The organism is Mesobacillus boroniphilus (assembly GCF_018424685.1).
In the GTDB taxonomy this organism is placed as follows: Bacteria; Bacillota; Bacilli; order Bacillales; family Cytobacillaceae; genus Mesobacillus; species Mesobacillus boroniphilus_A.
The window spans coordinates 25,107-51,673 of sequence record NZ_QTKX01000002.1; the positions used below are offsets into that span (position 1 = coordinate 25,107).

Genomic DNA, 26,567 nt, shown 5'->3' on the forward strand with positions numbered 1-26,567 from the left:
GGAGGTTTTAAAATTGGACCACGAGTTTCAACTAAATGATGTTGTTGAAATGAAAAAACCACATCCTTGCGGCACCAACAAGTGGAAAATCATCCGTCTTGGCATGGATATCCGAATCAAGTGTGAAGGCTGCGAGCACAGTGTCTTGATTCCAAGAAAAGAATTCACGCGAAAAGTTAAAAAAGTTTTATCGAAGCAGGAAGAATAATCCCTGCTTCTTTTTTTATCATGATTGTATTATCCTTAATAATAAAATTATGAACGATATAGAGAATTAGTGGGGGGATGAGGAAGTGGCAACAGTACATCATTCAGCTTGTCCGCTGAATTGCTGGGACAGCTGCGGTTTTCTTGTTACTGTCGAGGATGGGAAGGTAACGAAGGTTGAAGGTAATCCGGAGCATCCCATAACTCAAGGAAAGATTTGCGGACGGGGCAGGATGCTCGAGAACAGGGCAAATTCAGAAAATAGATTGCTTTATCCGCTAAAAAAAATCGAGGGTAGATTCCAGCAGCTTTCCTGGGAGCAGGCACTCGATGAGATTGCGGAAAAACTGGCTCATTATAAAGATAGCTTTGGAACCACTTCCGTTTTGCATAGCCATGATTACGCCAACAGTGGTTTACTCTCCAATCTTGACGGCCGCTTTTTCAATCTATTTGGCGGTGTGACTGAATTGACCGGTTCAATTTGTTGGGGAGCCGGGATTGAAGCGCAAAACTGGGATTTCGGCGATGCTTACAGCCATTCCCCGGGGGATTTGGCGAACAGTAAGCATGTCGTCATTTGGGGCAGGAATGTCGCTCGGACAAATATGCATCTTTTTCAAAACCTGCAGTCTGTGAAAAAGAATGGCACGAAGATTTATGTAATCGATCCGATTTTTAATGCTACAGCCAAGCTGGCGAACGAATACATTTCCATCAAGCCGGGTTTTGACGGGCTACTGGCAGCTGGCATAATGAAGGAACTTCTAAGTATGAAATTGCATGATGAGGAGTTTTTGGCAGCTCATACAGTTGGCTTCGAGGATTTAAAGGCATTGCTGGATAGCGTAACATTGGACTATATCAGTGAAGTGACCGAAGTTCCGATTGAGATCATCACTCATCTTGCAGAAGTATATGCTGACCGGCCAGTATCAACCATCATGGGCCTTGGGATGCAGCGTTATGAAAATGGAGGCAATACCATCAGGCTGCTAGACGCGTTAGTTGCTGTCAGCGGCAATATCGGCATTCCTGGCGGCGGCGCGAACTATGCGAACAAGCAGGTAGGGCAGAGCTTTGACTACCAAAATATGACCATGGCTGAGCGGAAAAATTCTTCACGTACTTTTACAATGATGAGGCAGGCAGAGGGAATCCTTTCAGCCGTTGATCCTGAGATAAAAATGGGAATTGTCACGTGCGGAAATCCGCTGACACAGGTACCTGATACTAATAGAGTTCGAGAGGCGTTTGAATCCCTCGAAACGCTTGTAGTGATCGACCAGTACATGACGGATACAGCAGAGCTTGCGGATTATGTTTTGCCGGCTGCCACTGCTTTTGAGGTAGAAGATGTCTACTATTCTTCCATGTACCATCATTATGTAAATCACGGTCCGAAGCTGGTTGAGCCACCAGGAGAAGCAAAGCCGGACGCCTGGATTTGGGCGGAATTAGCAAAAAGATTAGGCTTTGGCGAGGAATTTGATTTTACAAGAGAAGAATTCTTGGAAATGGGGCTCGTTTCATTGTTGAAGAAGGGTATCTCGCTCGAAAAAATTCGTGATGAGAAATTTGCCGAACTGCTAGTAGATGAGATTCCATGGGCAAATCGTAAATTCAAGACGCCAAGCGGCAAATATGAATTCACTTCATCTGCAGTTACTGACGGCCGGATCAAGCTGTCACTGCCAACCGAAACAAAATGGACCAACCCAGAACTGGCGGAAAAATATCCATATACATTGTTGACGATTCACCCGTTGCGTTCCAACCACTCGCAGCATTTCCACCTGTTCCAGCCAGAACCTTATGTGAAAGTGGAGATTGCTAATAGTGTGGCTGCTGAAAAAGGGTTGAAAGATCAGGACTATGTCCGGGTTTGGAATGATAGAGGCGAAATCCATGGTACGGTGTCGATCCTCAAGGCTGCCCACCCAGGGACCGTGAATATCGACGAAGGATTGAGCGCCCGGTTCGGCGGCTCCGCTAACCTCCTGACCTCAAGCAGGGAGTCAGACAACGGACTCGGCAGTACACTATACGATTGCCTTGTTAATATCGAAAAAGTCGAAAAAGATTGATGACTGTTCTGCCGCACTTTATTGAGAGTGCGGCGTTTCTTTTGAGGGGAACAGGGATCAACATATTTGCTCCCTAAAATGCAGGAAAACCGAAAAAGAGGTAACCAATAGAGCTTATTGGCGCCCTAAAATCCAAGAAAACCGGAAAAGAGGTCACCAATAGGGCCCGCTAATGAGAAGAAGTGGAACTATTGCTTCTGTTTATAAGATTAAAAAAGTGTGAATTTTCACTTCGATTATTGTCCAGCTCCAGCGCCTAGCCCCTCGAGACGTTTCGGTCCGCCCAATGAAGTCAAAGAACGACTTCACCGGTCGGCCCTCCAACGCTTGTCGGGGCTGACCAAGGCGCTTGCGCTTTTCTTTGTCCAGCTCCAGCGCCTAGCCCCTCGAGACGTTTCGGTCCGCCCAATGAAGTCAAAGAACGACTTCACCGGTCGGCCCTCCAACGCTTGTCGGGGCTGACCAAGGCGCTTGCGCTTTTCTTTGTCCAGCTCCAGCGCCTAGCCCCTCGAGACGTTTCGGTCCGCCCAATGAAGTCAAAGAACGACTTCACCGGTCGGCCCTCCAACGCTTGTCGGGGCTGACCAAGGCGCTTGCGCTTTTCTTCCAAGCTTGTCTTTTCCTTTCGTAATCTCTATAATTGTGAGAGGAAAAAATCGTTTAGGTGATTCTTGCTTGAATAGATACATTTTTAAATAGAGGAGTGACATGGATGGCCTTAACAGCAGGTATTGTTGGACTTCCTAACGTTGGGAAATCTACATTGTTTAATGCGATCACACAGGCTGGTGCTGAATCAGCTAACTATCCGTTCTGTACGATTGACCCGAATGTCGGAATCGTTGAGGTTCCTGACCATCGTTTAACTAAATTGACTGAGCTTGTACAACCGAAAAAGACTGTACCGACTGCATTCGAATTCACTGACATCGCTGGAATCGTTAAAGGTGCCAGCAAAGGTGAAGGGCTAGGAAACAAGTTCCTTTCCCATATTCGCCAGGTGGATGCGATCTGCCAGGTAGTCCGTTGCTTTGCAGATGACAATATCACTCACGTTGCAGGTAAAGTAGATCCTATTTCTGATATTGAGGTTATTAACCTGGAGTTGATTCTTGCTGACCTAGAGTCGGTTGAAAAAAGAATTGGCCGCGTCGAGAAATTGGCTAAGCAAAAAGATAAGGAAGCATCTATTGAGTTTCCAATTCTTGCTCGTCTGCGTGATGCATTTGAAGCTGAACAACCAGCACGAGCGGTTGAATTCACTGACGAAGAAATGAAAATCGTTAAACAACTTCATTTGCTTACAATCAAGCCAATGCTTTATGTTGCTAACGTTGGCGAAGAAGATGTCGCAGATCCAAGCGGAAATGAATATGTCCAGAAAGTCCGTGAGTTTGCACAAAAAGACAATGCGGAAGTAATCGTCATCAGTGCCAAGATTGAAGAAGAAATCGCTGAGCTTGAAGGCGAAGAAAAGCAAATGTTCCTTGAGGAACTAGGGATTGAAGAATCAGGTTTGGACCAGTTGATCCGTGCGGCATACAGTCTGCTTGGACTGGCCACATATTTCACAGCTGGCGTCCAGGAAGTCCGTGCATGGACATTCCGCCACGGTATGAAAGCACCTCAGTGTGCTGGTGTCATCCACTCTGATTTCGAGCGTGGATTCATCCGTGCAGAAACAGTCCACTACGATGACCTTCTTGCAGCCGGATCCATGGCAGCAGCCAAGGAAGCTGGAAAAGTACGTCTCGAAGGAAAAGAATATGAAGTAAAAGACGGAGACATCATCCACTTCCGTTTTAATGTCTAATAAGCTAAACCCTGCGTAATTCGCAGGGTTTTTGTATTTGTAAAAAAGGTTTAAATTTCCTAAAGTTAAAATAGACAGAAATACGAACATATGTTAGTGTTTAGTTAAAGGGATTAATCGCCTAGAATATGAAAAGCAGAATTGCTATACATAGCGTTGCCTTTGAATATATTCTGTGATATAATTTCATCTTGTGAGTAATTAATCAATTACTCCTTGCCCTGTAATGGGGCCGTTTAGACCAAAAGGAGGTGACAGTGATGAGAAAGTACGAAATTATGTACATCATCCGCCCAAACATTGAAGAGGAAGCTAAAAAGGCTCTTACTGAGCGTTTCAGCACAATCCTTACAGAAAACGGTGCGGAAGTTGCAGAAGCTAAGGAATGGGGCAAACGCCGCCTAGCTTATGAAATCAATGATTTCCGTGATGGCTACTACCAGCTTGTTAAGGTAAACGCTACTCCGGCAGCAGTTGAGGAATTCTCTCGTCTTGCTAAGATCAACGAAGATATCCTTCGCCACATCGTAATTAAAGAAGAAGAATAATTAATGATATAAATATAAACTTTCAGCGGCAGATGTTTCACATGGAACATCCATGCTGGGGGGAAGGAGTTGATTCTGATGATGAATCGTGTCATTCTTGTTGGCCGTTTGACCAAGGATCCTGAATTACGTTTCACACCGAATGGAGTTGCGGTGGCTACTTTCACTCTTGCGGTAAATCGTTCATTTACCAACCAACAGGGGGAAAGAGAAGCTGACTTCATCAACTGTGTGGTATGGCGCCGTCCGGCCGAAAACGTTGCTAACTTCTTGAAGAAGGGCAGCCTTGCAGGTGTTGATGGACGAGTTCAAACTCGCAGCTACGAAGGACAAGATGGTAAGCGTGTATACGTTACAGAAGTTCTTGCTGAGAGTGTTCAGTTCCTTGAGCCAAAAGGACAGTCTTCAGACAGAGGGGATAGCGGTTATTCCCGTCAAAATGATCAAGGTTCCCCATTCGGGAATCAGAATCAGAATCAACGACAAAACCAAGGTTATACAAAAGTAGATGAAGATCCATTTGCAGGTGGCGGCCAGATCGACATTTCAGATGATGATCTTCCATTCTAATATAACTAGGACATGAAATAGAATACACAAGGAGGGAAATGACCATGGCAATGGGTGGACGCAGAGGCGGACGTGCAAAACGCCGTAAAGTTTGCTACTTCACAGCAAACGGAATCACTAAGATCGATTACAAAGACACAGATCTTTTGAAAAAATTCATCTCTGAGCGCGGTAAGATTTTACCACGCCGTGTAACTGGAACAAGCGCTAAGTATCAGCGTAAATTGACAGTTGCAATCAAACGTTCTCGTCAAATGGCATTACTGCCATACGTTTCAGGCGAATAATGATCGGATTTTAAAAGGCAGCGGGGCATCCCGCTGCCTTTTATATTAGCTGTACGGCACTTCGTTTGCTTGTCAGTTGTTTAGAAGCTAAAATAGTTCTTATGGTTAGTGTAACTTGAATTGAAAGAGAACTATTCGTCTAGCCCCAAAACTTTCAAGGCTGACCAAGGCGCTTACGCATTTCTGTGTCTAGCTTCAGCGCCTAGCCCCTCGAGACGTTTCAGTCCTGCCAATGAAGTCAAAAAGCGACTTCACTGTCAGGCCCTCCAACGCTTGTCGGGGCTGTTCAAGGCGCTTACGCATTTCTGTGTCTAGCTTCAGCGCCTAGCCCCTCGAGACGTTTCGGTCCTGCCAATGAAGTCAAAAAGCGACTTCACTGTCAGGCCCTCCAACGCTTGTCGGGGCTGTCCAAGGCGCTTACGCATTTCTGTGTCTAGCTTCAGCGCCTAGCCCCTCGAGACGTTTCAGTCCTGCCAATGAAGTCAAAAAGCGACTTCACTGTCAGGCCCTCCAACGCTTGTCGGGGCTGTTCAAGGCGCTTACGCATTTCTGTGAGGTGGATTATGAAAAATACATATAAGCTGACAGAGGGGGCCGTCCTGTTAGCGATTTTTGCGGTTTTATTGTTGATCACTTTTTATATACCTGGCCTTGGTTTAATTGTGAATCTCTTTCTTTCTTTGCCATTCATGTTTTTCGGTGCAAAGTATGACTGGAAAAGTACTGCTGTTTTTACGCTTGCAGCCGTATTTTTATCGATGATTCTAGGGTCACTCCTGGCAATCCCGCTGGCGTTGGCATATGGGACGACTGGAGCCGTGATGGGTTACATGGTCAGGGAAGGGAAAAGCAGGTTTGCAGCATACATAGCTGGTTCCCTCGTTTTTCTTTTGAATTTAGTGGCACAATATGCATTGTCGGTCATTTTATTTAAAATTAATATTATTGATGAAATGATGGAGGTTTTTCGAGCCTCTATCGACCAGGCGATAAAATTGCTTGAACAGATGGGGCAAACACCAGATGAGAACCTCATCGAGCAATTTCAGTCAATGGTCGATATGCTTGAAGTACTTGTACCAAGCATGTTCGTCATGGCTTCATTTTTGATTGTATTCCTGCTTCAGCTTGTATCGTTCCCATTCTTGAAACGTTTCGGTATCAAGGTGCCAACCTGGCGCCCATTCAGGGATTTGAACTTGCCTAAGAGTATTTTATGGTACTATCTCATCACGATGATTGCAGCTTTGATCATGCAGCCTGAAAAAGGAACATACTGGTTCTGGGTGATTTCCAATCTTTCGTTCATACTGCAGATGCTGATGGTTCTCCAAGGGGTATCATTAGTGTTTTATGTAACACATATTAAACGGTATCCTAAAGCTGTTCCAATCATCGTCATGATTCTGATTTTCCTCCTGCCATTTGTTCTTTATATTGTCAGGATATTAGGTATAATTGATTTAGGATTTGACTTAAGAAAACGTCTTGGGGAGAAGAAGTAATCAGAAACTAACGCTTTAGGAGCTGAGCACATGCCTTCTTATTTAGAGAGGCGGCAAATACGATATCCATTGTATGGATTGATGGCCGTAATACTGGTGCTAATTGGAGTGCTGTCTTACTATAATTGGATTATAGGAGCAGCAGGCTTCATTCTCACTGGCCTGTTGATATATCTAATTTTTCAAGTAAACCATAAAATTAGGCAGGAGACGGAAGAATATATTTCCACGCTGTCTTATCGGGTGAAAAAAGTCGGCGAAGAAGCATTGATGGAAATGCCCATTGGGATCATGCTGATTAATGACGACTATTATATTGAGTGGACGAATCCTTTTATTGCTGCTTGTTTCAATGAAGACTCACTAGTAGGCAAATCGCTGTATGATGTTGCCGATGCGGTCATTCCATTGATCAAGCAAGAGGTGGAAACAGAAATCTTAACTCTTCACGACCGGAAGTTCAGAGTCATCCATAAACCTGAGGAACGGCTGCTCTACTTTTTCGATGTGACCGAACAAGCAGAAATCGAAAAAATGTACCGTGATGAGCGCACTGTTATTTCGATTATTTATCTTGATAACTATGAAGAACTGACTCAGGGAATGGATGACCAGACGAAAAGCAGCTTGAACAGTCTTGTGACTTCCATTTTAAATAAATGGGCTACCAATAATGGAGTGTTTCTCAAAAGGGTTTCTTCAGAACGATTCATCGCTGTTTTTAGTGAACATATTCTCCTGATGCTGGAAAAAGGAAAATTCACCATCCTCGATGAAGTAAGGGAAACGACGTCAAAGCAAAATGTCCCCCTAACTTTGAGTATTGGTGTTGGTACAGGCTATTCATCGCTTCCTGAGCTCGGAACACAGGCACAGTCGAGTCTAGATTTGGCTTTGGGACGCGGCGGCGACCAGGTAGCGATCAAACAGCCTAATGGCAAAGTTAAGTTTTATGGCGGCAAGACGAATCCAGTTGAAAAACGCACAAGGGTTAGGGCGCGAGTCATTTCTCATGCGTTGAAGGAATTGGTTGTCGAAAGTGACAAGGTTTTGATTATGGGACACAAGAATCCGGATATGGACGCAATTGGTTCATCAATCGGCATCCTTAAAGTAGCACAAATGAACAAGCGTGAAGGCTTTATTGTGTATAATAAAAATGAGATTGATACAGGCGTACAGCGTCTGATGGATGAGATTAAGGAAAACGATTCCCTTTACTCACGATTCATTACACCAGAACAGGCATATGAAATTGCTTCTGATGACACATTGCTAGTCGTTGTCGATACTCATAAACCATCGCTTGTGATCGATGAGCGACTGTTGAACAGGATCGAGAATGTCATTGTCATCGACCATCATCGCCGAGGCGAGGAATTCATCAAAAATCCACTGCTCGTCTATATGGAGCCTTATGCTTCATCGACGGCTGAACTTGTTACAGAATTGCTTGAATACCAGCCGAAAAACGGCAAAATCCAGATGCTTGAGGCGACTGCTTTATTGGCGGGAATCATCGTCGATACTAAAAGCTTCACCTTAAGGACAGGAGCCCGGACTTTTGATGCTGCATCATACCTGCGCAGCCATGGTGCGGATACCGTTCTAGTCCAAAAGTTTTTAAAAGAAGATATTCATACGTATATCAAAAGAGCTAAAATTATAGAGAATGTTTATTTTTACCGTGATGGCATTGTCATTTCAAAAGGCGAGGACGATGTTTATTGCGACCAGGTTCTGATTGCGCAGGCAGCAGACACACTCTTGACGATGGATGGTGTTTCAGCATCATTCGTGATCTCCAAAAGATCAGAAGACATCATTGGCATCAGCGCAAGATCTCTCGGTGAAATCAACGTCCAGGTGATCATGGAAAATCTCGAAGGTGGCGGGCATTTAACCAATGCTGCCACACAAATGTATGATATTTCTACGGATGAGGCAGAAACACTTTTACAAAATGCGATAGATGATTATTTAGAAGGGGGACAAAAAGAATGAAAGTAATCTTTTTGAAGGATGTAAAAGGAAAAGGCAAAAAAGGCGAAATCAAAAATGTGGCTGATGGCTACGCACACAATTTCCTGATCAAACAGGGTCTTGCAGTAGAAGCAAATCAGGCTGCTATGAGTTCCCTGAATGCACAACAGAAGAAAGAAGAGCAAATGGCTCAGCAGGAGCTTGAAGATGCGAAAGCTTTGAAGGAAAAGCTGGAAAAAGTTACAGTAGAATTATCTGCGAAATCTGGAGAAGATGGCCGTCTTTTCGGCTCAATCACAAGCAAGCAGATTGCTGATGAGCTGCAAAAAGCTAATGGCATCAAGCTTGATAAGAGAAAAATCGAGCTTCAGGATGCAATTCGCACACTTGGATACACAAAGGTTCCAGTCAAGCTTCATAAAGATGTCCAGGCAACTTTAAATGTCCATGTTAAAGAAGGTAAATAATTTACAGTTCCATATAGCCGTAAACATGATAAAATAATATAGTTACAGAAAATAGGTGATCGGTTCTGCTGATCACTTTTTTCAATTAGATGAGATTTTGTAAGGGGGCAGGCAGATGAGTGAATTATTCGCGGATCGACTTCCGCCACAAAACATGGAAGCGGAACAAGCCGTACTTGGTGCAATATTTTTAGAGCCATCAGCTTTAACTCTTGCTTCAGAAATTCTATTACCCGAAGATTTTTACCGTGTTGCACACCAGAAAATCTTCAACGTTATGCTGGACTTAAATGATAAAGGCAAAGCCATCGACCTGGTGACCGTCACTGAAGAATTGGCATCCTCCAAGCTGATTGAAGATGTTGGAGGCGTCAGTTATTTAAGTGAATTGGCTGCATCCGTTCCGACGGCTGCTAATATAGAGTATTATGCTAGAATCGTAGAAGAAAAATCACTGCTTAGAAGGCTGATCCGGACAGCATCAGGCATCGCTGAAGATGGCTATATGCGTGAGGATGAAGTCGAAGCATTACTTGCCGAAGCAGAAAAGAACATCATGGAGGTTGCCCAGCGCAAAGGCGGTGGAGCCTTCCATAATATAAAGGATGTCCTGGTCAGGACATACGATAATATTGAGGAAATGCACAATCGTAAAGGGGATATCACCGGCCTTGAAACTGGATTTACCGAGCTTGACCGAATAACGGCAGGCTTTCAGCGAAACGATTTAATCATCGTAGGCGCCCGTCCATCTGTAGGTAAAACGGCGTTCGCCTTGAATATCGCACAGAACGTTGCCAAAAAGACTGGAGAGAATGTCGCGATCTTTAGTTTGGAGATGGGTGCAGAACAGCTTGTCATGCGTGTCCTTTGTGCTGAAGGAAATATCGATGCCCAAAGGCTGCGTACAGGTTCTCTGACTGATGAGGACTGGGGCAAGTTGACGATGGCAATGGGAAGCCTGTCGAATACAGGAATCTTCATTGATGATACTCCGGGTGTCAAAATTACCGATATAAGGTCAAAATGCCGCCGCTTAAAGCAGGAACAAGGACTCGGCATGATCATGATTGACTACTTGCAGCTGATCCTTGGGAGCGGTCGCGCCGGTGAAAACCGTCAGCAGGAAGTATCCGAGATATCCCGTTCCCTCAAGCAACTGGCGCGTGAATTGCAGGTCCCTGTAATCGCTCTGTCCCAGCTTTCCCGTGGTGTGGAACAGCGACAGGACAAGCGCCCGATGATGTCTGATATCCGTGAATCCGGTTCAATCGAACAGGATGCCGATATCGTTGCCTTCCTTTACCGTGATGATTATTATGACAAGGAATCTGAAGACAAGAACATCATTGAAATCATCATCGCCAAGCAGCGTAACGGCCCAGTAGGAACCGTAAAGCTGGCATTCGTTAAAGAATACAATAAATTCGTCAACATTGAAAACAGGTATGACGAATCGTACGCTCCACCAGGGGCATAATGAGAATTGATCCTTATGGATTGATTCTCTTTTTTTTGCTCAATATTAACTAGGCTAAACTAACAGATTCTTTATTAAGGCTATATAGGATGTAGGGTTTCACGAACGAAATAAATGAAATATAAAAATAATGTTCGTGTTTTATTGACTTTTAGTTGTGTTTACTGGTAAACTTTATATGTTTGAAACGGAAAAAAATAACCGTATACCTTTGGAGGTGCTTTTTATATGTCATCCGTAGTAGTAGTAGGGACACAATGGGGAGACGAAGGGAAAGGGAAGATTACAGACTTCCTATCAGAAAATGCCGAAGTGATTGCCCGTTACCAGGGAGGTAACAACGCCGGACATACAATTAAGTTCAATGGTGAAACATATAAATTGCATTTAATTCCATCAGGGATTTTCTATAAAGATAAAATCAGCGTCATTGGAAACGGCATGGTTGTGGATCCAAAAGCGCTCGTGAAGGAACTTGCTTATCTTCACGACAAAGATGTTACGACTGATAATCTGCGCATCAGCAACCGCGCTCATGTCATCCTTCCGTATCACCTGAAACTTGATGAAGTGGAAGAGGCGAGCAAGGGTGCTAATAAAATCGGAACAACCAAGAAGGGGATCGGTCCTGCATACATGGACAAGGCTGCACGTACCGGAATCCGGATTGCCGATTTGTTGGATCGTGAAGTATTCGAGGAAAAGCTTACCCGCAATCTTGAAGAAAAGAATCGTCTGCTTGAACGAATTTATGAGACAGAAGGCTTTAAGCTTGAAGATATACTGGATGAGTATTTTGAATATGGGCAGCAAATCAAGGATTATGTTGTCGATACTTCCGTCGTGCTGAATGATGCTTTAGATGAAGGCCGTCGAGTGCTATTTGAAGGTGCACAGGGCGTTATGCTTGATATCGACCAGGGTACATATCCATTCGTTACATCTTCCAACCCAGTAGCTGGCGGTGTGACAATTGGTTCGGGAGTAGGGCCAACAAAAATCACCCATATCGTAGGAGTTTCAAAAGCTTATACAACTCGTGTCGGTGACGGTCCATTCCCTACAGAGTTAGATAACGAAATCGGTCACCAGATTCGTGAAGTAGGACGCGAATACGGTACGACTACAGGTCGCCCTCGCCGCGTAGGCTGGTTCGACAGCGTCGTTGTGCGTCATGCCCGCCGTGTCAGCGGAATTACCGATTTATCGCTTAATTCCATCGATGTCCTCACAGGCATAGAAACACTTAAAATTTGTGTCGCGTACCGCTACAAAGGCGAATTGGTTGAAGAATTCCCGGCCAGTCTGAAGACACTCGCTGAATGTGAGCCAGTCTACGAGGAGCTGCCAGGTTGGACTGAAGATATCACAGGCGTGAAATCACTTGATGAATTGCCAGAAAACGCAAGACACTATCTAGAGCGCATCTCACAACTGACAGGCATCCCATTGTCCATCTTCTCAGTAGGCCCGGACCGGACACAGACAAACGTCGTCCGCAGTCCGTGGAGATCATAGTTCCATATCTGTCCCCGTTCAAGTATGAGCGGGGAATTTTTTTGGGAGAATTCCCGCAGCAGTATCCAGATATTTTACAGTTCGCGGAATTTGCCTGTTTTTATAGAATCTTCATTTGTAAACCATATCAAATTAAAAGGGTTTGCTACTGAATTCGAAGTGAAATTAATGTATAAGATAAAATAGCAAAAAAAATTTCAAAAAAATATATACAAACCGTAAAATGCTATGGTAATATAAACAACGTTGTCACTAATTCGACAAAAAGTGATAAAGTTTTCAACACGAGCCATTAGCTCAGTCAGTTGCTTGCATCCTGGAGTTCGCTTCAGCGGCAACTTGCGAGAAGGACTGTAAGGTCATTCGAACATCGCAGATGCGAAACACTAAACTATTTAGGGTTCACAAAACTAAGTGTTACTTCTTTCTATACGAGCCATTAGCTCAGTCGGTAGAGCATCTGACTTTTAATCAGAGGGTCGAAGGTTCGAGTCCTTCATGGCTCACCAAGATTTTTTCGCGGTAGCGAAAATAATCCTCCTTAACCTTGCATCAGATAAAAAGGACAACTTAATATATGGCCCCTTGGTCAAGCGGTTAAGACACCGCCCTTTCACGGCGGTAACACGGGTTCGAATCCCGTAGGGGTCACTTTATTACATATTTAATCATGGCTCAGTAGCTCAGTCGGTAGAGCAGGTTGCTCACATCATCGACTCAGCATCTGCGGCAACCTGCGAGAAAGACCGGAAGGTCATTCGAGCAAAGGACCTAAGCTAATAAAAGTTTAGGGAACAACTTAATTATCATGGCTCAGTAGCTCAGTCGGTAGAGCAGGTTGCTCACATCATCGACTCAGCATCTGCGGCAACCTGCGAGAAAGACCAGAAGGTCATTCGAGCAAAGGACCTAAGCTAATAAAAGTTTAGGGAACAACTTAATTATCATGGCTCAGTAGCTCAGTCGGTAGAGCAAAGGACTGAAAATCCTTGTGTCGGCGGTTCGATTCCGTCCTGAGCCATTAAAAAAGGGAGCGTGTCATATGACATGCTCTCTTTTTTTTGTAACATTTATGTAACATAACGATAAAATTCCTATTTTTAACATGTTTGTATTGCTATTAACAATATTGTTCAATAATAATCCTTCAAAAGTAGGAGAATACCCTGATATTACTAGGTTTTCGGATTATTTTATTAGTGTTGGATAGGAAAATATTCCGATGTTAAATTCCATTTAACTTCCAAAAAACGTAATAAAATGTCAGGTATTATACATTTTTGTTACATAATGAAGACTAATCTTCTAATCGATACATTATATGGTAAAGTATAAAGGTACAATTATCAGATAATAGTTATATAGAACTAGACTAATAGTGTTTGACCGTTGTAGGAGGATCAGGATGAATAATTTAAAACATAGGCTGTCCAATCTTGCCGGCAAAACATCTAGAGAGATGAAGCCAGCAATAAAAAAGTCGATCATGGCTGCAGTAACTGTAGCTGCATTGTCTTTCGGTGCAGGAAATGCTGCACTTGCGGCGGATTCTGGCTTAACAACTGTGTATTATGTATATTTAAATAATGAATTTGTAGGTACTGTAGCAGATAAGACACAAGTAGAACAACTGGTAGAAGATAAGTTGACATCCGTCAAGGAGGAATACGCGGATCTTGATGTCGAGCTTGGTTTAGACGTATCTTTTATTCCTGAGCAGGTGTTCAGCTCAGCCACCAGTGCAAATACAGGTGAAGTATTAGAAATGCTTAAAGACGAGATGACTGTCCAAGCTGAAGCGTCAGCTCTTGTCATCGGTGATAAGCCTGTTGCCTATGTAAAAGATCAAGAAGCTGCAAATGAAGTCATTAGGACATTAATGCTGCAATACATTACTGAAGAAGAATTGGCCGAGGTGGAAAATAGAAAGAATTCTCCTAATCTACCTGTACCCGAAGTAAAAGAAAATGAAACTCGTATATTAGACGTTCACTTCACTCAAGAAGTTTCACAATCTGAAGAAAAAGTTGATCCTGAAAAAGTACTTTCTGTTGAGGAAGCAGTCCAGCTTCTTAAAAAGGGTACTCTAGAGGAACAGAAGTATCAGGTTAAAGAAGGGGATGTGTTAGGAAGCATCGCGAATTCACATAACCTGAAGCTTGCTGAATTGCTTTCTTTAAATGAAGGTCTTACTGAAGACGCTGTACTGAAACCGGGACAGGAATTAAATGTTACTGTCTTGAAGCCATTCATTGAAGTTATTGTTGATCGCCAGGTGTATACTGAGGAAGAAGTGCCTTTCGAAAGAGAAGTCATTAAAGATTCATCCATGTTCAAGGGCGATACGAAAAAGAAGCAGGAAGGCCAGGTTGGTATGAAGGGCGTTACTTCCTCGCTGACCGAACAAAATGGCAGGGTAATCAAGAAAGAAGTTATTAATGAAGTCGTGCTTGATGAACCTGTGACGGAAATCGTCATCAAAGGAACAAAAGTTGTTCCTTCACGCGGAGATGGAACCTTCGTATGGCCGACAAATGGCGGATATGTTTCCAGCCGTCAGGGATATCGCTGGAGCAGGATGCATAAAGGAATCGATATCGCAAGGCCAAGCAACTACACTATCAAGGCTGCTGATAATGGGAACGTAGTATATGCTGGTAACAAGGGTGATGGATATGGAAACAAAATCATCATCGACCACAATAACGGCTACCGCACAATGTATGCACACCTTGCATCCATCTCAGTGAACGTAGGCCAGACAGTTTCTCGCGGCTCGAGTATCGGTATCATGGGAAGAACCGGTAATTCCACTGGAATACATCTTCATTTTGAAGTATACCAAAATGGCAAGATTATCGACCCGTTGTCTAAATTACCTTAACTTATACGTAAAAGTCTCTAGTCGAACTAGGGACTTTTTTCATTAGATGCTGTTACAATGATAAATGCTAATCTCCCTGTTTTCCGACAATGTTGGGCCAGAATGATACGATGTAAAAATTAGAGACCATTTTCTTTTTTAAAGGCAAAATGGAAAAAGCTCAAGATTTCATTGTTATGGGCAGGATTGGTACAATTGGGAAGAGAAGAATAGAAGGTATATAACAGAAAAATTCAGTTTTTCACTGATTTACAGTAAAATAGATAAGATAGCATGTTTACACAGAAAAGATTTCATTAATATACGATTGTTAATTTGGCTTAAAAAGGAGAATTGGTATGGAGAAAAAAATCCTGGTAGTAGACGATGAAAAACCAATTGCAGATATTCTACAGTTCAATCTTAAAAAAGAGGGTTATGATGTTTACTGTGCGTATGATGGGAACCAGGCAGTTGAAATGGTGGAGGAAGTTCAGCCAGATTTGATTCTGCTGGATATCATGCTGCCGATGCGTGATGGCATGGAGGTATGCCGTGAGGTCCGTAAAAAATACGAGATGCCGATTATCATGCTTACTGCAAAAGACTCTGAAATCGATAAAGTGCTAGGCCTTGAACTTGGGGCGGATGACTATGTCACAAAGCCATTCAGCACAAGGGAATTGATTGCACGGGTAAAAGCAAACTTGCGCCGCCACCAGCAGAATGCAATTAAAGAAGATGAGAAAGAAGAATCGAATGAAATCACGGTTGGTTCCTTGACCATCCACCCTGACGCTTATGTTGTTTCCAAAAGAGGAGAAACAATCGAATTGACACACCGTGAATTCGAGCTTCTCCATTATCTTGCCAAACATATTGGACAAGTCATGACACGGGAGCATCTGTTGCAGACAGTCTGGGGCTATGACTATTATGGGGATGTCCGGACAGTAGACGTAACTGTAAGACGTTTGCGCGAAAAGATTGAGGATAACCCAAGCCACCCGACATGGATCGTGACAAGACGAGGAGTAGGCTATTATTTAAGAAACTCTGAGCAGGAGTAAGGACAGAGATGAAAAAGGTAGGTTTTTTTCGATCAATACACCTTAAATTTGTGCTTATATACGTCCTGCTTATTCTCGTTGCCATGCAAATTATCGGAGTTTACTTTGTCCGCAAACTTGAGACGACCCTCATGACGAATTACCAGGAATCTGTAAAATCCCGGGTGGACCTGCTAGTTTATGATATACAGGAAGAACTGGTCAAGGAGCGCGGGAAGGAAGATCCTACGAAAGAGGAAGCGATTAGGCAAATCTTAAGAGATTATAAAGCCAATGATATTTCCGAAATCCGGGTAATTGACGGGAGCAGTTTTAAAATACTCGGAACATCAAGCCTTAGCAATCAGGGGATGGTGGGACAGAGGACTCCTGACGTCAAGATCAAGCGTTCAATCATCTTTGAAGAAGATGAAGACGTCATTCAGTTGAAAGCAAACGAAAGAGTTTGGGTACTGTCAACACCTATTATGCATAATAGTGAAGCGATAGGCGCTGTCTATCTAGTAGCCAAGATTGATGATATTTTTGACCAGATGAATGATATCAATAAAATCCTGGCTACCGGAACAGCCATTGCCCTGATTTTCACAGCTATTTTAGGAGTCTTGCTGGCGCAGACGATTACCAGACCGATATCAGATATGCGCAAACAAGCACTGGCGATGACGCGCGGCAATTTTTCCAGGAAGGTAAAAGTGTATGGTTACGATGAAATCGGCCAGCTTGCGATAACTTTTAACAACCTGACGAAAAAGCTGCAGGAGGCACAGGCAACAACTGAAGGGGAGAAAAGGAAGCTTTCCTCTGTCATTTCCTATATGACCGACGGGGTCATTTCTACAGATCGGAAAGGGCGCATCATCCTAATAAATGACCCTGCTGCACAAATGCTTGGTGTTCCACGTGAAACAGTGCTGTCGCAGCCGTTAGTTTCTGTACTTGGACTGGATGAGAATTATACTTTTGATGATCTGCTCCAGGAAAAAGACTCAATTGTCCTGGATTACAGTACGAAAACCAAACCTTTCATCCTTCGTGCAAACTTTTCAGTCATACAGAAGGAAAGCGGCTTTGTAAATGGATTGATTGCTGTCCTTTATGATATTACTGAACAGGAAAAAATCGATATGGAAAGACGCGAATTCGTTGCGAATGTTTCCCATGAGCTGCGGACTCCGTTGACAACGATGCGCAGCTATCTGGAGGCGCTGGCAGAAGGAGCATGGAGGGATGAGGAAATTGCTCCAAACTTCCTTGAGACCACCCGGGGTGAAACTGAGCGGATGATCCGCCTTGTTAACGATTTGCTTCAGCTTTCAAAATTGGATAGTGTAGATTATCGCCTCTCAAAGGAATGGGTCAACTTTCCGGTCTTTTTTAACAGAATCATTGATCGTTTCGAAATGACGAAAGAACAAAACGTATCTTTTAAAAGAAATATCACGGATGATGCGATTTTCGTAGAAATAGATGAGGATAAAATCACGCAAGTACTCGATAATATCATTTCTAACGCCATGAAGTATTCCCCAGAAGGCGGTACGATTACGTTCAGAGTGAAAGAGCTGGATGACCAGATTATTGCGAGTATTTCTGATGAAGGGGTTGGCATCCCGAAAGATAACCTTGATAAAATTTTCGATCGTTTCTACCGGGTCGATAAAGCCAGGACACGTAAACTTGGCGGAACAGGACTTGGGCTAGCTATCGCCAAGGAAATGGTCAATGCCCACGGGGGAAGTATTTGGGCAGAGAGCGTGGAAGGAAAGGGAACGACTGTTCAATTCACTCTTCCTTATGACCGGAGTGCAGAGGATGATTGGTCATGACATATGAAAATATTAAAACGGTAATTTTAACACTTCTCGTTGTTCTAAGTGGTTTGTTAACCTGGAATATTTGGACGTATCAACCGGACTATGAGATTGTAAATAATCAAAAGACGGTGGAAGAAGTAAGCATTGCCACGCAGAAGGAACTAAAGAAAATTGTCAAGCCACACCAGGTGATCTACCATGTGAATGGAAAACAGTTTGGCTCGGTAGGGAATGGCTATATTGATGATCTAATCGGAGTTATTTCGAAATGGAAGTACTTCGATTTGAAAAAATATCCCGGGCGAATCAGTGAGTTTAATGAGAAAATTGCCTATGGAGACAATACTGAGATTATTTTCCCCGATGAGGTACCGATTGAACTCTACAAGAGGGTACTTAATATCGATGTAAAAGATATGCCGAAATTTGATTTCGACCGAATTATCATTAATTCCGAGACCCAGCAAAAGCAAGAGGGAATTGTTTATTTTTATTCCCAAAAAAATCAGGAAGCATATGTAAGTAATGTAAGTCCATCCTATATAAATGATTTTACGAAGAAATTTTATGACTCAGCAGGAAGGCTGACACCATATTTCCTTCATACTGTTACCGATATCAAGAAGATGTACCTGCCGACTGAAAAAGTAAAAATGGTGTTGCACACATACTATCAGAATCCACTTGATTCGGAACAGTTCAAGGAAGCCTTGTTCACAGACCCGAGCTTTGTACAGCGCAGTATAGTCGATGGAATTGAGGAATATACGGATGATGCCAGTAAAATGATCGTTGACACCGATACAAACATGATTAACTATGTGAATCCTGTCAGGAGTGGCGATTCGGTCATTGGTACCAACAATGTGCTCCAGAAGAGTATTGAGTTTGTTAATGGCCATGGTGGCTGGACGGAAGCTTATCGTTACGTTTATAAGGATGATTTTAACCAGAATGTCCTATTCCGTCTGTACAGTAAGGAAGGATATCCTGTGTTTAACCAGATCGGGATGTCCGAGATTTATCAACAGTGGAGACAATCAGAAATCAGCAGATATGTCCGTCCAGGGTTCCATTTGGAGCTGCCTTTGAATCCAGATGTCGTCACAAAGACATTGCCATCTGGATATGAAGCACTGGATCACCTCCAGCACAAGAAGGATTTTAAACCAGAATTGCTGCAAAACCTTATGCCGGGCTACTATATGACGCAGGGACCAGAAGATTCATTAATTCTGCTGGAACCAGGCTGGTTCTATTTATACGATCAGGAATGGCGACAGCTGATTTGGGAGGAGGAATTGAATAATGGATTGGAGTAGAATCAAGACAATCTTTATTCTCACCTTCCTCGTCCTGGATATTTACCTTGTATACCAGTTTATGAATACAAGGGATGCTGCCCAGTATGAAATTCCTAAAGAAGCGCCTCTGGAGGAAAAGCTGAAGAATGACGATATCACCTATGGTGAACTTCCTGATACGAAAAAGAAAGAACAGTATCTTAGTGTCAGGACGAAAGTATTTACCACTGAGGAAATGGCAAAGGTCAAGGGACAGACAGTCAGCCTTGGGGATGGGACATCAATTGAGGCCAAGCTCGAAAAACCAATTAAATTAACTAGCAAATTCCAGCCAGCGGAGCTGTCTACTTTTATAAAAGGAAATATTTTCGCTGGTGAACAGTATAAGTTCTGGAATAAAAATGATGAAGCTAGAACGATTACCTATTACCAGGAATACGACAATAAGACATTTTACTATAACAGCAATTCGAAATTAACATTCTTCTTGAATGATAATAATGAAGTGACTTCGTATAAGCAAACGTATTTGGAGATCATCGATGAACTCTCGGATGCAGAAGAATTGCTGCCGCCATTAAGGGCGCTGGAAACTCTATATAAAAAAGGTTTGCTCAAGCCGAAGAGTAAAATCACAGATTTTGAATTGGGATATTCCACTCTTGTTTCACTGACTGCATCGCATGTAGTGACACCAACGTGGAGGATTGAAGTCAATGGCAAGGAAAACCTTTTTGTACATGCATTCGAAGGTCGGGTCATCCCGTTGTATGACGGAGAAAATAAAACAACTACGGAGTGAAGAGATATGAGTTTGCATTTTAGTGTTCTCGCTAGCGGGAGTACGGGAAATGCGATCTATGTGGAGACGGAGGGCCAATCCTTTTTAGTGGATGCCGGAATGAGCGGCAAACAGATGGATGCTTTATTTAAGCAAATAGGCCGAGAAATGAAAGACCTCTCTGGGATATTAGTGACGCATGAACATAGCGATCATATAAAAGGCATAGGAATCGTTGCCCGTAAGTATAAGCTGCCAATCTATGCGAATGAAAAGACATGGAAAGCGATGGATGGCTTGATTGGGGAAGTCCCGCTGGACCAAAAGTTCAACTTTGATATGGAAACCGTGAAATCATTCGGAGGCCTCGATATTGAGTCCTTTGGAGTGTCGCATGACGCGGCAGAGCCGATGTTTTATGTATTCCATAAGGACGGCAAGAAATTGGTGCTGATCACAGACACGGGCTATGTCAGCGACAGGATGAAAGGAATCATTTCCAATGCAGACGCGTACGTGTTTGAAAGCAATCATGATGTCCAGATGCTGAGAATGGGAAGATATCCTTGGAGCGTAAAGCGACGGATCCTCAGCGATTACGGTCATGTCTCAAATGAGGATGCTGCTGTTGCGATGAGCGAAGTAGCTGGAGATAATACAAAGAGGATTTACCTTGCCCACTTGAGCCTTGATAACAATATGAAGGACCTTGCAAGGATGTCAGTCACCCAGACCCTGGAAGGCAGGGGCATCTTAGTAGGTGAACAGTTCGATTTGATAGATACAGATCCGAAGACTCCGACACCTTTGACAGTAATTTAGTGCTTTTATGGCAATAGTTTTATAGATAAAGGAGTAGGAGGCTTCTACAAGGCCCTCTACTCCTTTTTTAAAACCGCATAGGGGGCTTATGATTTAGAAATTATCGTTACTGATAGTATAATAATCTGTATAAGAATAACTAACGTATCTATTGGTCAATGAAAGGATTGGTGGACATGGGTTATTATGATCAGGATTTTCAAAGCAGGTATAAACCTCAAAACAGCAGGAAAGGCGGCTTTTTCTGGGCCAGCCTGGCAGGTGGAATCATAGGTGCGTTATTGGTGATCTTCTCGATTCCCTTATTATCTAACTTGGATGTGCTGCCATACAAAATTGAGCCGACTAATCAGGCAGCTGTAACCGACGAAGAGCCTGCGGAAGAAAATGAAGAAGGCAATACTACTAAAAAAAATGTATCTATTGATGTTTACTCTCAAATTACCGAAGCTGTCGACAAGGCTGGAGATGCAGTAGTCGGCATTACGAATATCCAGGAGAGCACGAGCTTCTGGGGACAATCTCAGGAATCGGGTGGAACAGGATCTGGAGTGGTTTATAAGAAGGATGGCGACAAAGCATATATTGTTACAAACCACCATGTTGTCGCAGATGCGTCCAATCTGGAGGTCAGCCTGAGTGACGGTACAAAAATTCCAGCAAAGATATTAGGCAGCGATATTTGGACTGACCTCGCCGTGTTGGAAGTACCTGCTGATCAAATTAAAGTCGTTGCTGAATTTGGCAACTCTGATAAGCTGAAGCCTGGTGAACCGGTTATCGCAATTGGAAATCCGCTGGGACTTACTTTTTCAGGATCTGTTACTCAAGGAATTATCTCTGGTTTAGAACGCGCTATTCCGGTCGATATCAACCAGGATGGAACACCAGACTGGCAGGCGGAAGTTCTTCAGACCGATGCGGCAATCAACCCTGGAAATAGTGGAGGAGCGTTGATCAATATTGATGGACAGGTGATTGGCATCAACTCAATGAAAATCGCGCAAAATGCTGTTGAAGGCATCGGTTTATCCATCCCGATCAATTATGCCTCGCCAATCATTGAAGATTTAGAGAAGACTGGGGAAGTACAGCGGCCATTCATGGGCGTTGAGCTAGCTTCGATAAATGAAATTTCCTCCTATCACCAGGAAAATATATTAAAGCTCCCTAATGAAATAAATTATGGTGTTGCCATTAGAGGGGTTCAGCCGAATTCACCTGCAGCAGAGGCTGGATTGATGGAATATGATGTCATTGTCGAAATGGACGGAGAAGAAATCCGAGATGTCGTTGATCTTCGAAAGCACCTTTACAATAAAAAGAAGGTCGGAGATGATATGCAGATCAAGTACTATCGAAACGGCCAGCTGGAAGAAACGACAATGAAGTTAGGCGGAGAAACATTATAGTAGTTGTGGACAAAACAGGAGGCGGAATGCTTCCTGTTTTTTTTGCTTTATAAGAAGTATAAAATTTGTATTAAGAATTGTGTCTAGCTCCAGCGCCTAACCCCTCGAGACGCTTGTCCAGTGTCGCCTCCTAGAAACTCCGAAACTTCAACTCCGCCGGCAGAAGCAAAAAGCGCTTCTTTGTCGGAGTCTCCAGCTTCTCTGTTTCTGGGCAGTCGGCTATACATTTCGATTTCTGTCCTGCCGATGAAGTCAAAGAACGACTTAACTGTCAGGCCCTCCAGCGCTTGTCGGGGTTGAGCAAGGCGCTTGCGCTTTTCGTATGTTAAAATGGTCGTTGTGGATAAATTTTATAGTGAATTTAAGCAAATGATAATCATATAAAAAGAAGCTGAAGGGATGAGTGTTATGAAGTATTGCTGCGGTGAACATGTAGAATTAGCGCTGGATGAAGCAGTTGATGAGTTTGAAACAGCCCCTCAATTAACAAAGTTAGAGTCTGTTGATAACTCAGAGTTTGTCTGTGGATACTGTGGACAACCTGCTATATATATTGTGGCGAACGAATGATCGCCTACTAAATGTGGATATCGATGTGAATATGTGGATAACTACTGTGGATAGCTTGTTTGTAAACTGTTTGTAATCTGTTTGTAAAGTGGGGGTAACTGTGAATATCTCAATCGTTACGGTTGGAAAATTAAAAGAAAAGTATCTCAAACAGGGGATCGAGGAATACTTAAAACGACTTGGAAGCTATGCGAAAGTAGAAGTCATTGAAGTACCAGATGAAAAAGCGCCAGAGGAATTAAGTGAAACAGAGATGATCCAGGTTAAGCAAAAAGAAGGCGAGCGGATCCTTGCGAAAATCGGGTCAGATGCATATGTCATTGCTCTGGCCATCAACGGGAAGCTGAAATCATCTGAAGAACTTGCAGACACTCTTGATAAACTAGCGACGTACGGAAAAAGTAAAATCGCCTTTGTCATCGGTGGGTCGCTTGGACTTAGTGATGAAGTTTTAAAGAGGGCAGATGAGCAACTAAGTTTTTCGAAGATGACCTTTCCCCATCAGCTGATGCGGCTGATTTTGGTTGAGCAGATCTATCGCGCTTTTAGGATTAATCGGGGGGAACCGTATCACAAATAGTGGTAAAGCAGAGAGTTGAAGTTGTGCTTGATAAAGAGAGGTTAAACAAACTAAATATATGACTTACAAGTAATTTATAACTTTTTAATGAGAACTTTTATTCCATAAAAAACCAACCTCTAGAATAATTAGAGGTTGGTCTAAAAAGAATAATCCCCGGATTACTGCATTTGACTTGAAATTTCTTTTCTATTTGGAGCAAGGGGTGGTTGTTCTAACCATTTATTTTTTACCATTAAATCAAACCATTTCTTTGTAACCATAAGAATGATAATTTTGTGCTGCTTGAAATAAGAATCCAATATGATACAGCATCAATTTATCAGAAAAAAGAGAGTCTGTTGAGGTTGTTACTTCTGTTTCCTAAGATTTTGGAAGATAATAACGCATTTAATTAGATGGATTGATAAATAGTATATCCACACTTAATAATTCAAATGTATGGTGCTCGTTATATTCTGTTAAAACATTAATGTTCACTTATCTCACTACATGAAGTTCGTTAACATTAAGCATAATAAAGATATCAGGGATAGTTTTAACCAAATATTGGTCAAAAGGTGTAATGATATGGATAACTATACTAATAACAATACTGCGAAACGTTATAGGGCCCATGTAAGTATTTTAGGAACAACTCAAATACATTTAAGGAATCCTTATATTATTGCTTGGTGGTCTGCAGCGTTTCCGGGATTTGGACATATGATTTTATCAAAATATCTCAGAGGTTTTACACTGTTTATTTGGGAAGTAATAATTAATCTAAAAGCAAATGTTAATCTATCAATGATTTATTCATTTCAAGGGAATATTGATATGGCAAAGGAAGTTTTGGATACAAGATGGCTTTTGATTTATATCCCAGTATACATTTTTGCTATTTGGGATAGTTATCGTACTACTGTAGATATGAATAATGTTTATATGTTAGCAGAACATGAAAACCATCCTTTTAATACATTTAGTATAGGAGCACTGGAAATTAATTATCTTGATAAAAGGAATCCCGTTTTATCTTTTTTATGGTCCCTTTTTATGCCGGGATTAGGACAACTTTACATACATAGGATTGTTACAGCCTTCTTTGTTATTATTTGGACTGTTGCTTTTTTTTATTTTTCACATGCACTTGAGGCAATATCTCTTTTGTTTCTGGGAGAAGTGCAACAAGCCACATCCATTATAAAACCTGAATGGTTACTGTTTTTCCCATCTTTATATGGTTTTGCTGTTTTCGATTCATATATAAACACAGTAGAGAACAATAAACTTTATGAAAAGGTACAAAGAAGTTTCCTAACAAAAAATTATCAAAATCCCAATTTCCAAATATTAAAAGGCCATAAAGTGGAGTGATTGCCATGCAACTTTTTTCTACATTTGAAAATCATATATATTTGGAAATGGCTATTTCAACATTAGAGAAGAAGGGAATTTTAAAAGAAAACATATTTGCTGTTCCGTTAGATAATCGACTTGAGCAAAGAAAATTGTTCGATACAATTCATCGATCGGATGGGACATCCTTAATTGATATCGGTATGGCCCTTGCAACGGCTTTTTCTGTAATTGGGGCAAGTATTGGATTCAAACTAGAATGGGGACCGATTTATTGGGGACTTATTGGTGCCTTTATTGGATTCTTAATAGGTTTTGTCATTAGGCTTTTTATAGAAAAAGTATTTAAAAAAAGAGAAAGAGTTTTAAAAGGAAAACATTCAGAGGTTATATTGATTATAGATTGTGACGAAACACAAGCAGAATTTGTTGAGAACGTTCTATTTAGACATTTTGCATTAGGGGTTGCTAAAATTAAATGAAAATAAGGTAAAACTTTATGTATGCTTTACCATAAGTACAATGGCGAACCGTACCACAAATAAAAACAAAAAGTAAAAAATAATAGTGTAGTGACTAACTAATCTTATTTTTTACACCTTGAATGAGAATTTGCGATCATTATAAACTGAAACCCTTTGCTTGATATTTACAGGCAAAGGGTTTTTTAGTGCAACAATTAATAACTCAATATTAACAAATAGTGCGAGATATAAGTCGGATTTTGTCGGTGATTTGTATATAACATTCATCTTTAGTGGAAACTTACTAAAAGATAAATAATGGCATGAACATTTTGGAGGTTTTCTTATTGAGTTACCAAGATTACTGGAAGCAAATATCCGAAAAAAATGATGATTTAAGCCAGTTAATATCCTCATACTGGAATCAATATTCAGATATGGGGAATTGGCAGTTCTGGTTGGTGTTGGCTTTCTTGTTGCTGCCATTGATCTTACTGTATTTTTTAATTGATCGAAAAAGGATATTTGAAATCTTTTTCTTTGGTTATACGGTTCATATCCTTTGGACTTATATTGACCAGGTTCTTGCAAATTATAATTATTTTATACATACATACTTTCTCTCGCCCTGGTTCCCTCCAGCCTTAAGTATGACAGCCTCGGCACTGCCAGTTGGGTTTTTGCTTGTGTATCAATATTGTACAAATCATAATAAGAATTTTTATTTCTATTCCTTGTTGCTAAGCGCTGTATTCGCGTTTGTTTTTGCGACTATTGAAGAATATATTGGTTTAGTGAAAATTGAGAGAGGAATGAATCAATTTTATATTTTTCTTATAGACATTGCCATTGTCTATACTTCTTACTGGTTTACTAAATTGATGCTTAAATTTAGAGAGAGAAAGATGAATTGAAATAGCTGAACGATATCATATCGTTCAGCGATTCATATCAATATGTCTCCTCAGGTTTAAAATCGGCAACGTCCTTTAAATAATAATCAAAAAATTGAAGGATGAGTTCATTTGCCGTTTCAATACTATAATATTTATCAATATTGTAACCGTTTTATATTTTG

At 41.9% G+C, this 26,567-nt stretch carries 23 protein-coding genes, 3 tRNA genes and 1 pseudogene; 26 read left to right on the top strand and 1 reads right to left on the bottom strand.

Features of this window, described 5'->3' with window-relative positions:
• The first annotated feature begins 13 nt into the window (after positions 1–13).
• From DYI25_RS13215 to rlmH, 23 genes are all read left to right on the top strand, one after another.
• On the top strand, positions 14–208 hold the full coding sequence (locus tag DYI25_RS13215; RefSeq protein ID WP_102264742.1) for a DUF951 domain-containing protein: 195 nt from the start codon (positions 14–16) through the stop codon (positions 206–208).
• An 85-nt stretch (positions 209–293) separates the two neighbouring features.
• Positions 294–2,294, top strand: coding sequence for a molybdopterin-dependent oxidoreductase (locus tag DYI25_RS13220; protein ID WP_213369667.1), 2,001 nt, complete (start codon positions 294–296; stop codon positions 2,292–2,294).
• A gap of 712 nt (positions 2,295–3,006) precedes the next feature.
• Entirely contained in the window at positions 3,007–4,107 is a 1,101-nt protein-coding gene (gene ychF / locus DYI25_RS13225; protein ID WP_213369669.1) for a redox-regulated ATPase YchF, read from the top strand.
• A 260-nt stretch (positions 4,108–4,367) separates the two neighbouring features.
• Positions 4,368–4,655, top strand: a complete 288-nt coding sequence (gene rpsF, locus DYI25_RS13230; protein ID WP_213369671.1) for a 30S ribosomal protein S6 — start codon at positions 4,368–4,370, stop codon at positions 4,653–4,655.
• 78 nt (positions 4,656–4,733) lie between these two features.
• Positions 4,734–5,225 carry a single-stranded DNA-binding protein gene (ssb, locus tag DYI25_RS13235; protein WP_213369673.1) on the top strand — a complete coding sequence of 164 codons (492 nt, stop codon included), beginning with the start codon at positions 4,734–4,736 and terminating at the stop codon, positions 5,223–5,225.
• Between the two features lie 50 nt (positions 5,226–5,275).
• Complete coding sequence (gene rpsR, locus DYI25_RS13240; RefSeq protein WP_031307629.1) at positions 5,276–5,512, top strand: 30S ribosomal protein S18; 237 nt, start codon at positions 5,276–5,278, stop codon at positions 5,510–5,512.
• 563 nt (positions 5,513–6,075) lie between these two features.
• A complete protein-coding gene (locus DYI25_RS13245) occupies positions 6,076–7,017 on the top strand; it encodes a YybS family protein (RefSeq protein WP_213369676.1) in 942 nt (313 codons plus the stop codon).
• Positions 7,018–7,047: 30 nt separating this feature from the next.
• A complete protein-coding gene (locus DYI25_RS13250) occupies positions 7,048–9,021 on the top strand; it encodes a DHH family phosphoesterase (protein ID WP_213369677.1) in 1,974 nt (657 codons plus the stop codon).
• Positions 9,018–9,467 (top strand): 50S ribosomal protein L9, encoded by a 450-nt coding sequence (gene rplI, locus DYI25_RS13255; RefSeq protein WP_213369678.1) that lies wholly within the window; start codon positions 9,018–9,020, stop codon positions 9,465–9,467. The genes DYI25_RS13250 and rplI overlap by 4 nt, the downstream gene beginning before the upstream one ends.
• A 115-nt stretch (positions 9,468–9,582) precedes the next feature.
• Positions 9,583–10,947, top strand: a complete 1,365-nt coding sequence (dnaB, locus tag DYI25_RS13260; protein WP_213369679.1) for a replicative DNA helicase — start codon at positions 9,583–9,585, stop codon at positions 10,945–10,947.
• A gap of 228 nt (positions 10,948–11,175) precedes the next feature.
• Positions 11,176–12,465, top strand: coding sequence for an adenylosuccinate synthase (locus DYI25_RS13265; protein WP_213369680.1), 1,290 nt, complete (start codon positions 11,176–11,178; stop codon positions 12,463–12,465).
• 433 nt (positions 12,466–12,898) lie between these two features.
• A tRNA-Lys gene (locus DYI25_RS13270) sits at positions 12,899–12,974 on the top strand.
• A 70-nt stretch (positions 12,975–13,044) separates the two neighbouring features.
• Positions 13,045–13,116, top strand: a tRNA-Glu gene (locus DYI25_RS13275).
• A gap of 297 nt (positions 13,117–13,413) precedes the next feature.
• Positions 13,414–13,486, top strand: a tRNA-Phe gene (locus DYI25_RS13280).
• A gap of 384 nt (positions 13,487–13,870) precedes the next feature.
• Positions 13,871–15,349, top strand: a complete 1,479-nt coding sequence (locus DYI25_RS13285) for a M23 family metallopeptidase (RefSeq protein ID WP_213369681.1) — start codon at positions 13,871–13,873, stop codon at positions 15,347–15,349.
• A gap of 338 nt (positions 15,350–15,687) precedes the next feature.
• On the top strand, positions 15,688–16,398 hold the full coding sequence (gene yycF, locus DYI25_RS13290) for a response regulator YycF (protein ID WP_213369683.1): 711 nt from the start codon (positions 15,688–15,690) through the stop codon (positions 16,396–16,398).
• 8 nt (positions 16,399–16,406) lie between these two features.
• Positions 16,407–18,227 (top strand): cell wall metabolism sensor histidine kinase WalK, encoded by a 1,821-nt coding sequence (walK, locus tag DYI25_RS13295; protein WP_213369685.1) that lies wholly within the window; start codon positions 16,407–16,409, stop codon positions 18,225–18,227.
• Positions 18,224–19,537 carry a YycH family regulatory protein gene (locus tag DYI25_RS13300; protein WP_213369687.1) on the top strand — a complete coding sequence of 438 codons (1,314 nt, stop codon included), beginning with the start codon at positions 18,224–18,226 and terminating at the stop codon, positions 19,535–19,537. Before walK ends, DYI25_RS13300 begins: the two co-directional genes overlap by 4 nt.
• A complete protein-coding gene (locus DYI25_RS13305) occupies positions 19,524–20,321 on the top strand; it encodes a two-component system regulatory protein YycI (protein WP_213369689.1) in 798 nt (265 codons plus the stop codon). The genes DYI25_RS13300 and DYI25_RS13305 overlap by 14 nt, the downstream gene beginning before the upstream one ends.
• A 6-nt stretch (positions 20,322–20,327) precedes the next feature.
• Positions 20,328–21,122, top strand: a complete 795-nt coding sequence (locus DYI25_RS13310) for an MBL fold metallo-hydrolase (protein ID WP_213369691.1) — start codon at positions 20,328–20,330, stop codon at positions 21,120–21,122.
• A gap of 176 nt (positions 21,123–21,298) precedes the next feature.
• Complete coding sequence (locus tag DYI25_RS13315) at positions 21,299–22,534, top strand: S1C family serine protease (protein ID WP_213369694.1); 1,236 nt, start codon at positions 21,299–21,301, stop codon at positions 22,532–22,534.
• 408 nt (positions 22,535–22,942) lie between these two features.
• Positions 22,943–23,104 (top strand): CxxH/CxxC protein, encoded by a 162-nt coding sequence (locus DYI25_RS13320; RefSeq protein WP_213369696.1) that lies wholly within the window; start codon positions 22,943–22,945, stop codon positions 23,102–23,104.
• Positions 23,105–23,204: 100 nt separating this feature from the next.
• A complete protein-coding gene (gene rlmH / locus DYI25_RS13325; protein WP_213369698.1) occupies positions 23,205–23,684 on the top strand; it encodes a 23S rRNA (pseudouridine(1915)-N(3))-methyltransferase RlmH in 480 nt (159 codons plus the stop codon).
• A 161-nt stretch (positions 23,685–23,845) separates the two neighbouring features.
• Here the strand turns inward: rlmH and DYI25_RS22460 are convergent.
• Positions 23,846–24,047, bottom strand: a pseudogene (locus DYI25_RS22460) (DUF3231 family protein); the annotation flags it as partial.
• Between the two features lie 207 nt (positions 24,048–24,254).
• Here DYI25_RS22460 and DYI25_RS13330 point away from each other — a divergent pair.
• From DYI25_RS13330 to DYI25_RS13340, 3 genes are all read left to right on the top strand, one after another.
• Positions 24,255–25,043 carry a hypothetical protein gene (locus DYI25_RS13330; RefSeq protein WP_213369700.1) on the top strand — a complete coding sequence of 263 codons (789 nt, stop codon included), beginning with the start codon at positions 24,255–24,257 and terminating at the stop codon, positions 25,041–25,043.
• Positions 25,044–25,048: 5 nt separating this feature from the next.
• Positions 25,049–25,507, top strand: coding sequence for a hypothetical protein (locus tag DYI25_RS13335; RefSeq protein ID WP_213369702.1), 459 nt, complete (start codon positions 25,049–25,051; stop codon positions 25,505–25,507).
• A gap of 329 nt (positions 25,508–25,836) precedes the next feature.
• Positions 25,837–26,403, top strand: a complete 567-nt coding sequence (locus tag DYI25_RS13340) for a hypothetical protein (protein ID WP_213369704.1) — start codon at positions 25,837–25,839, stop codon at positions 26,401–26,403.
• The last annotated feature ends 164 nt before the right edge of the window (positions 26,404–26,567 follow it).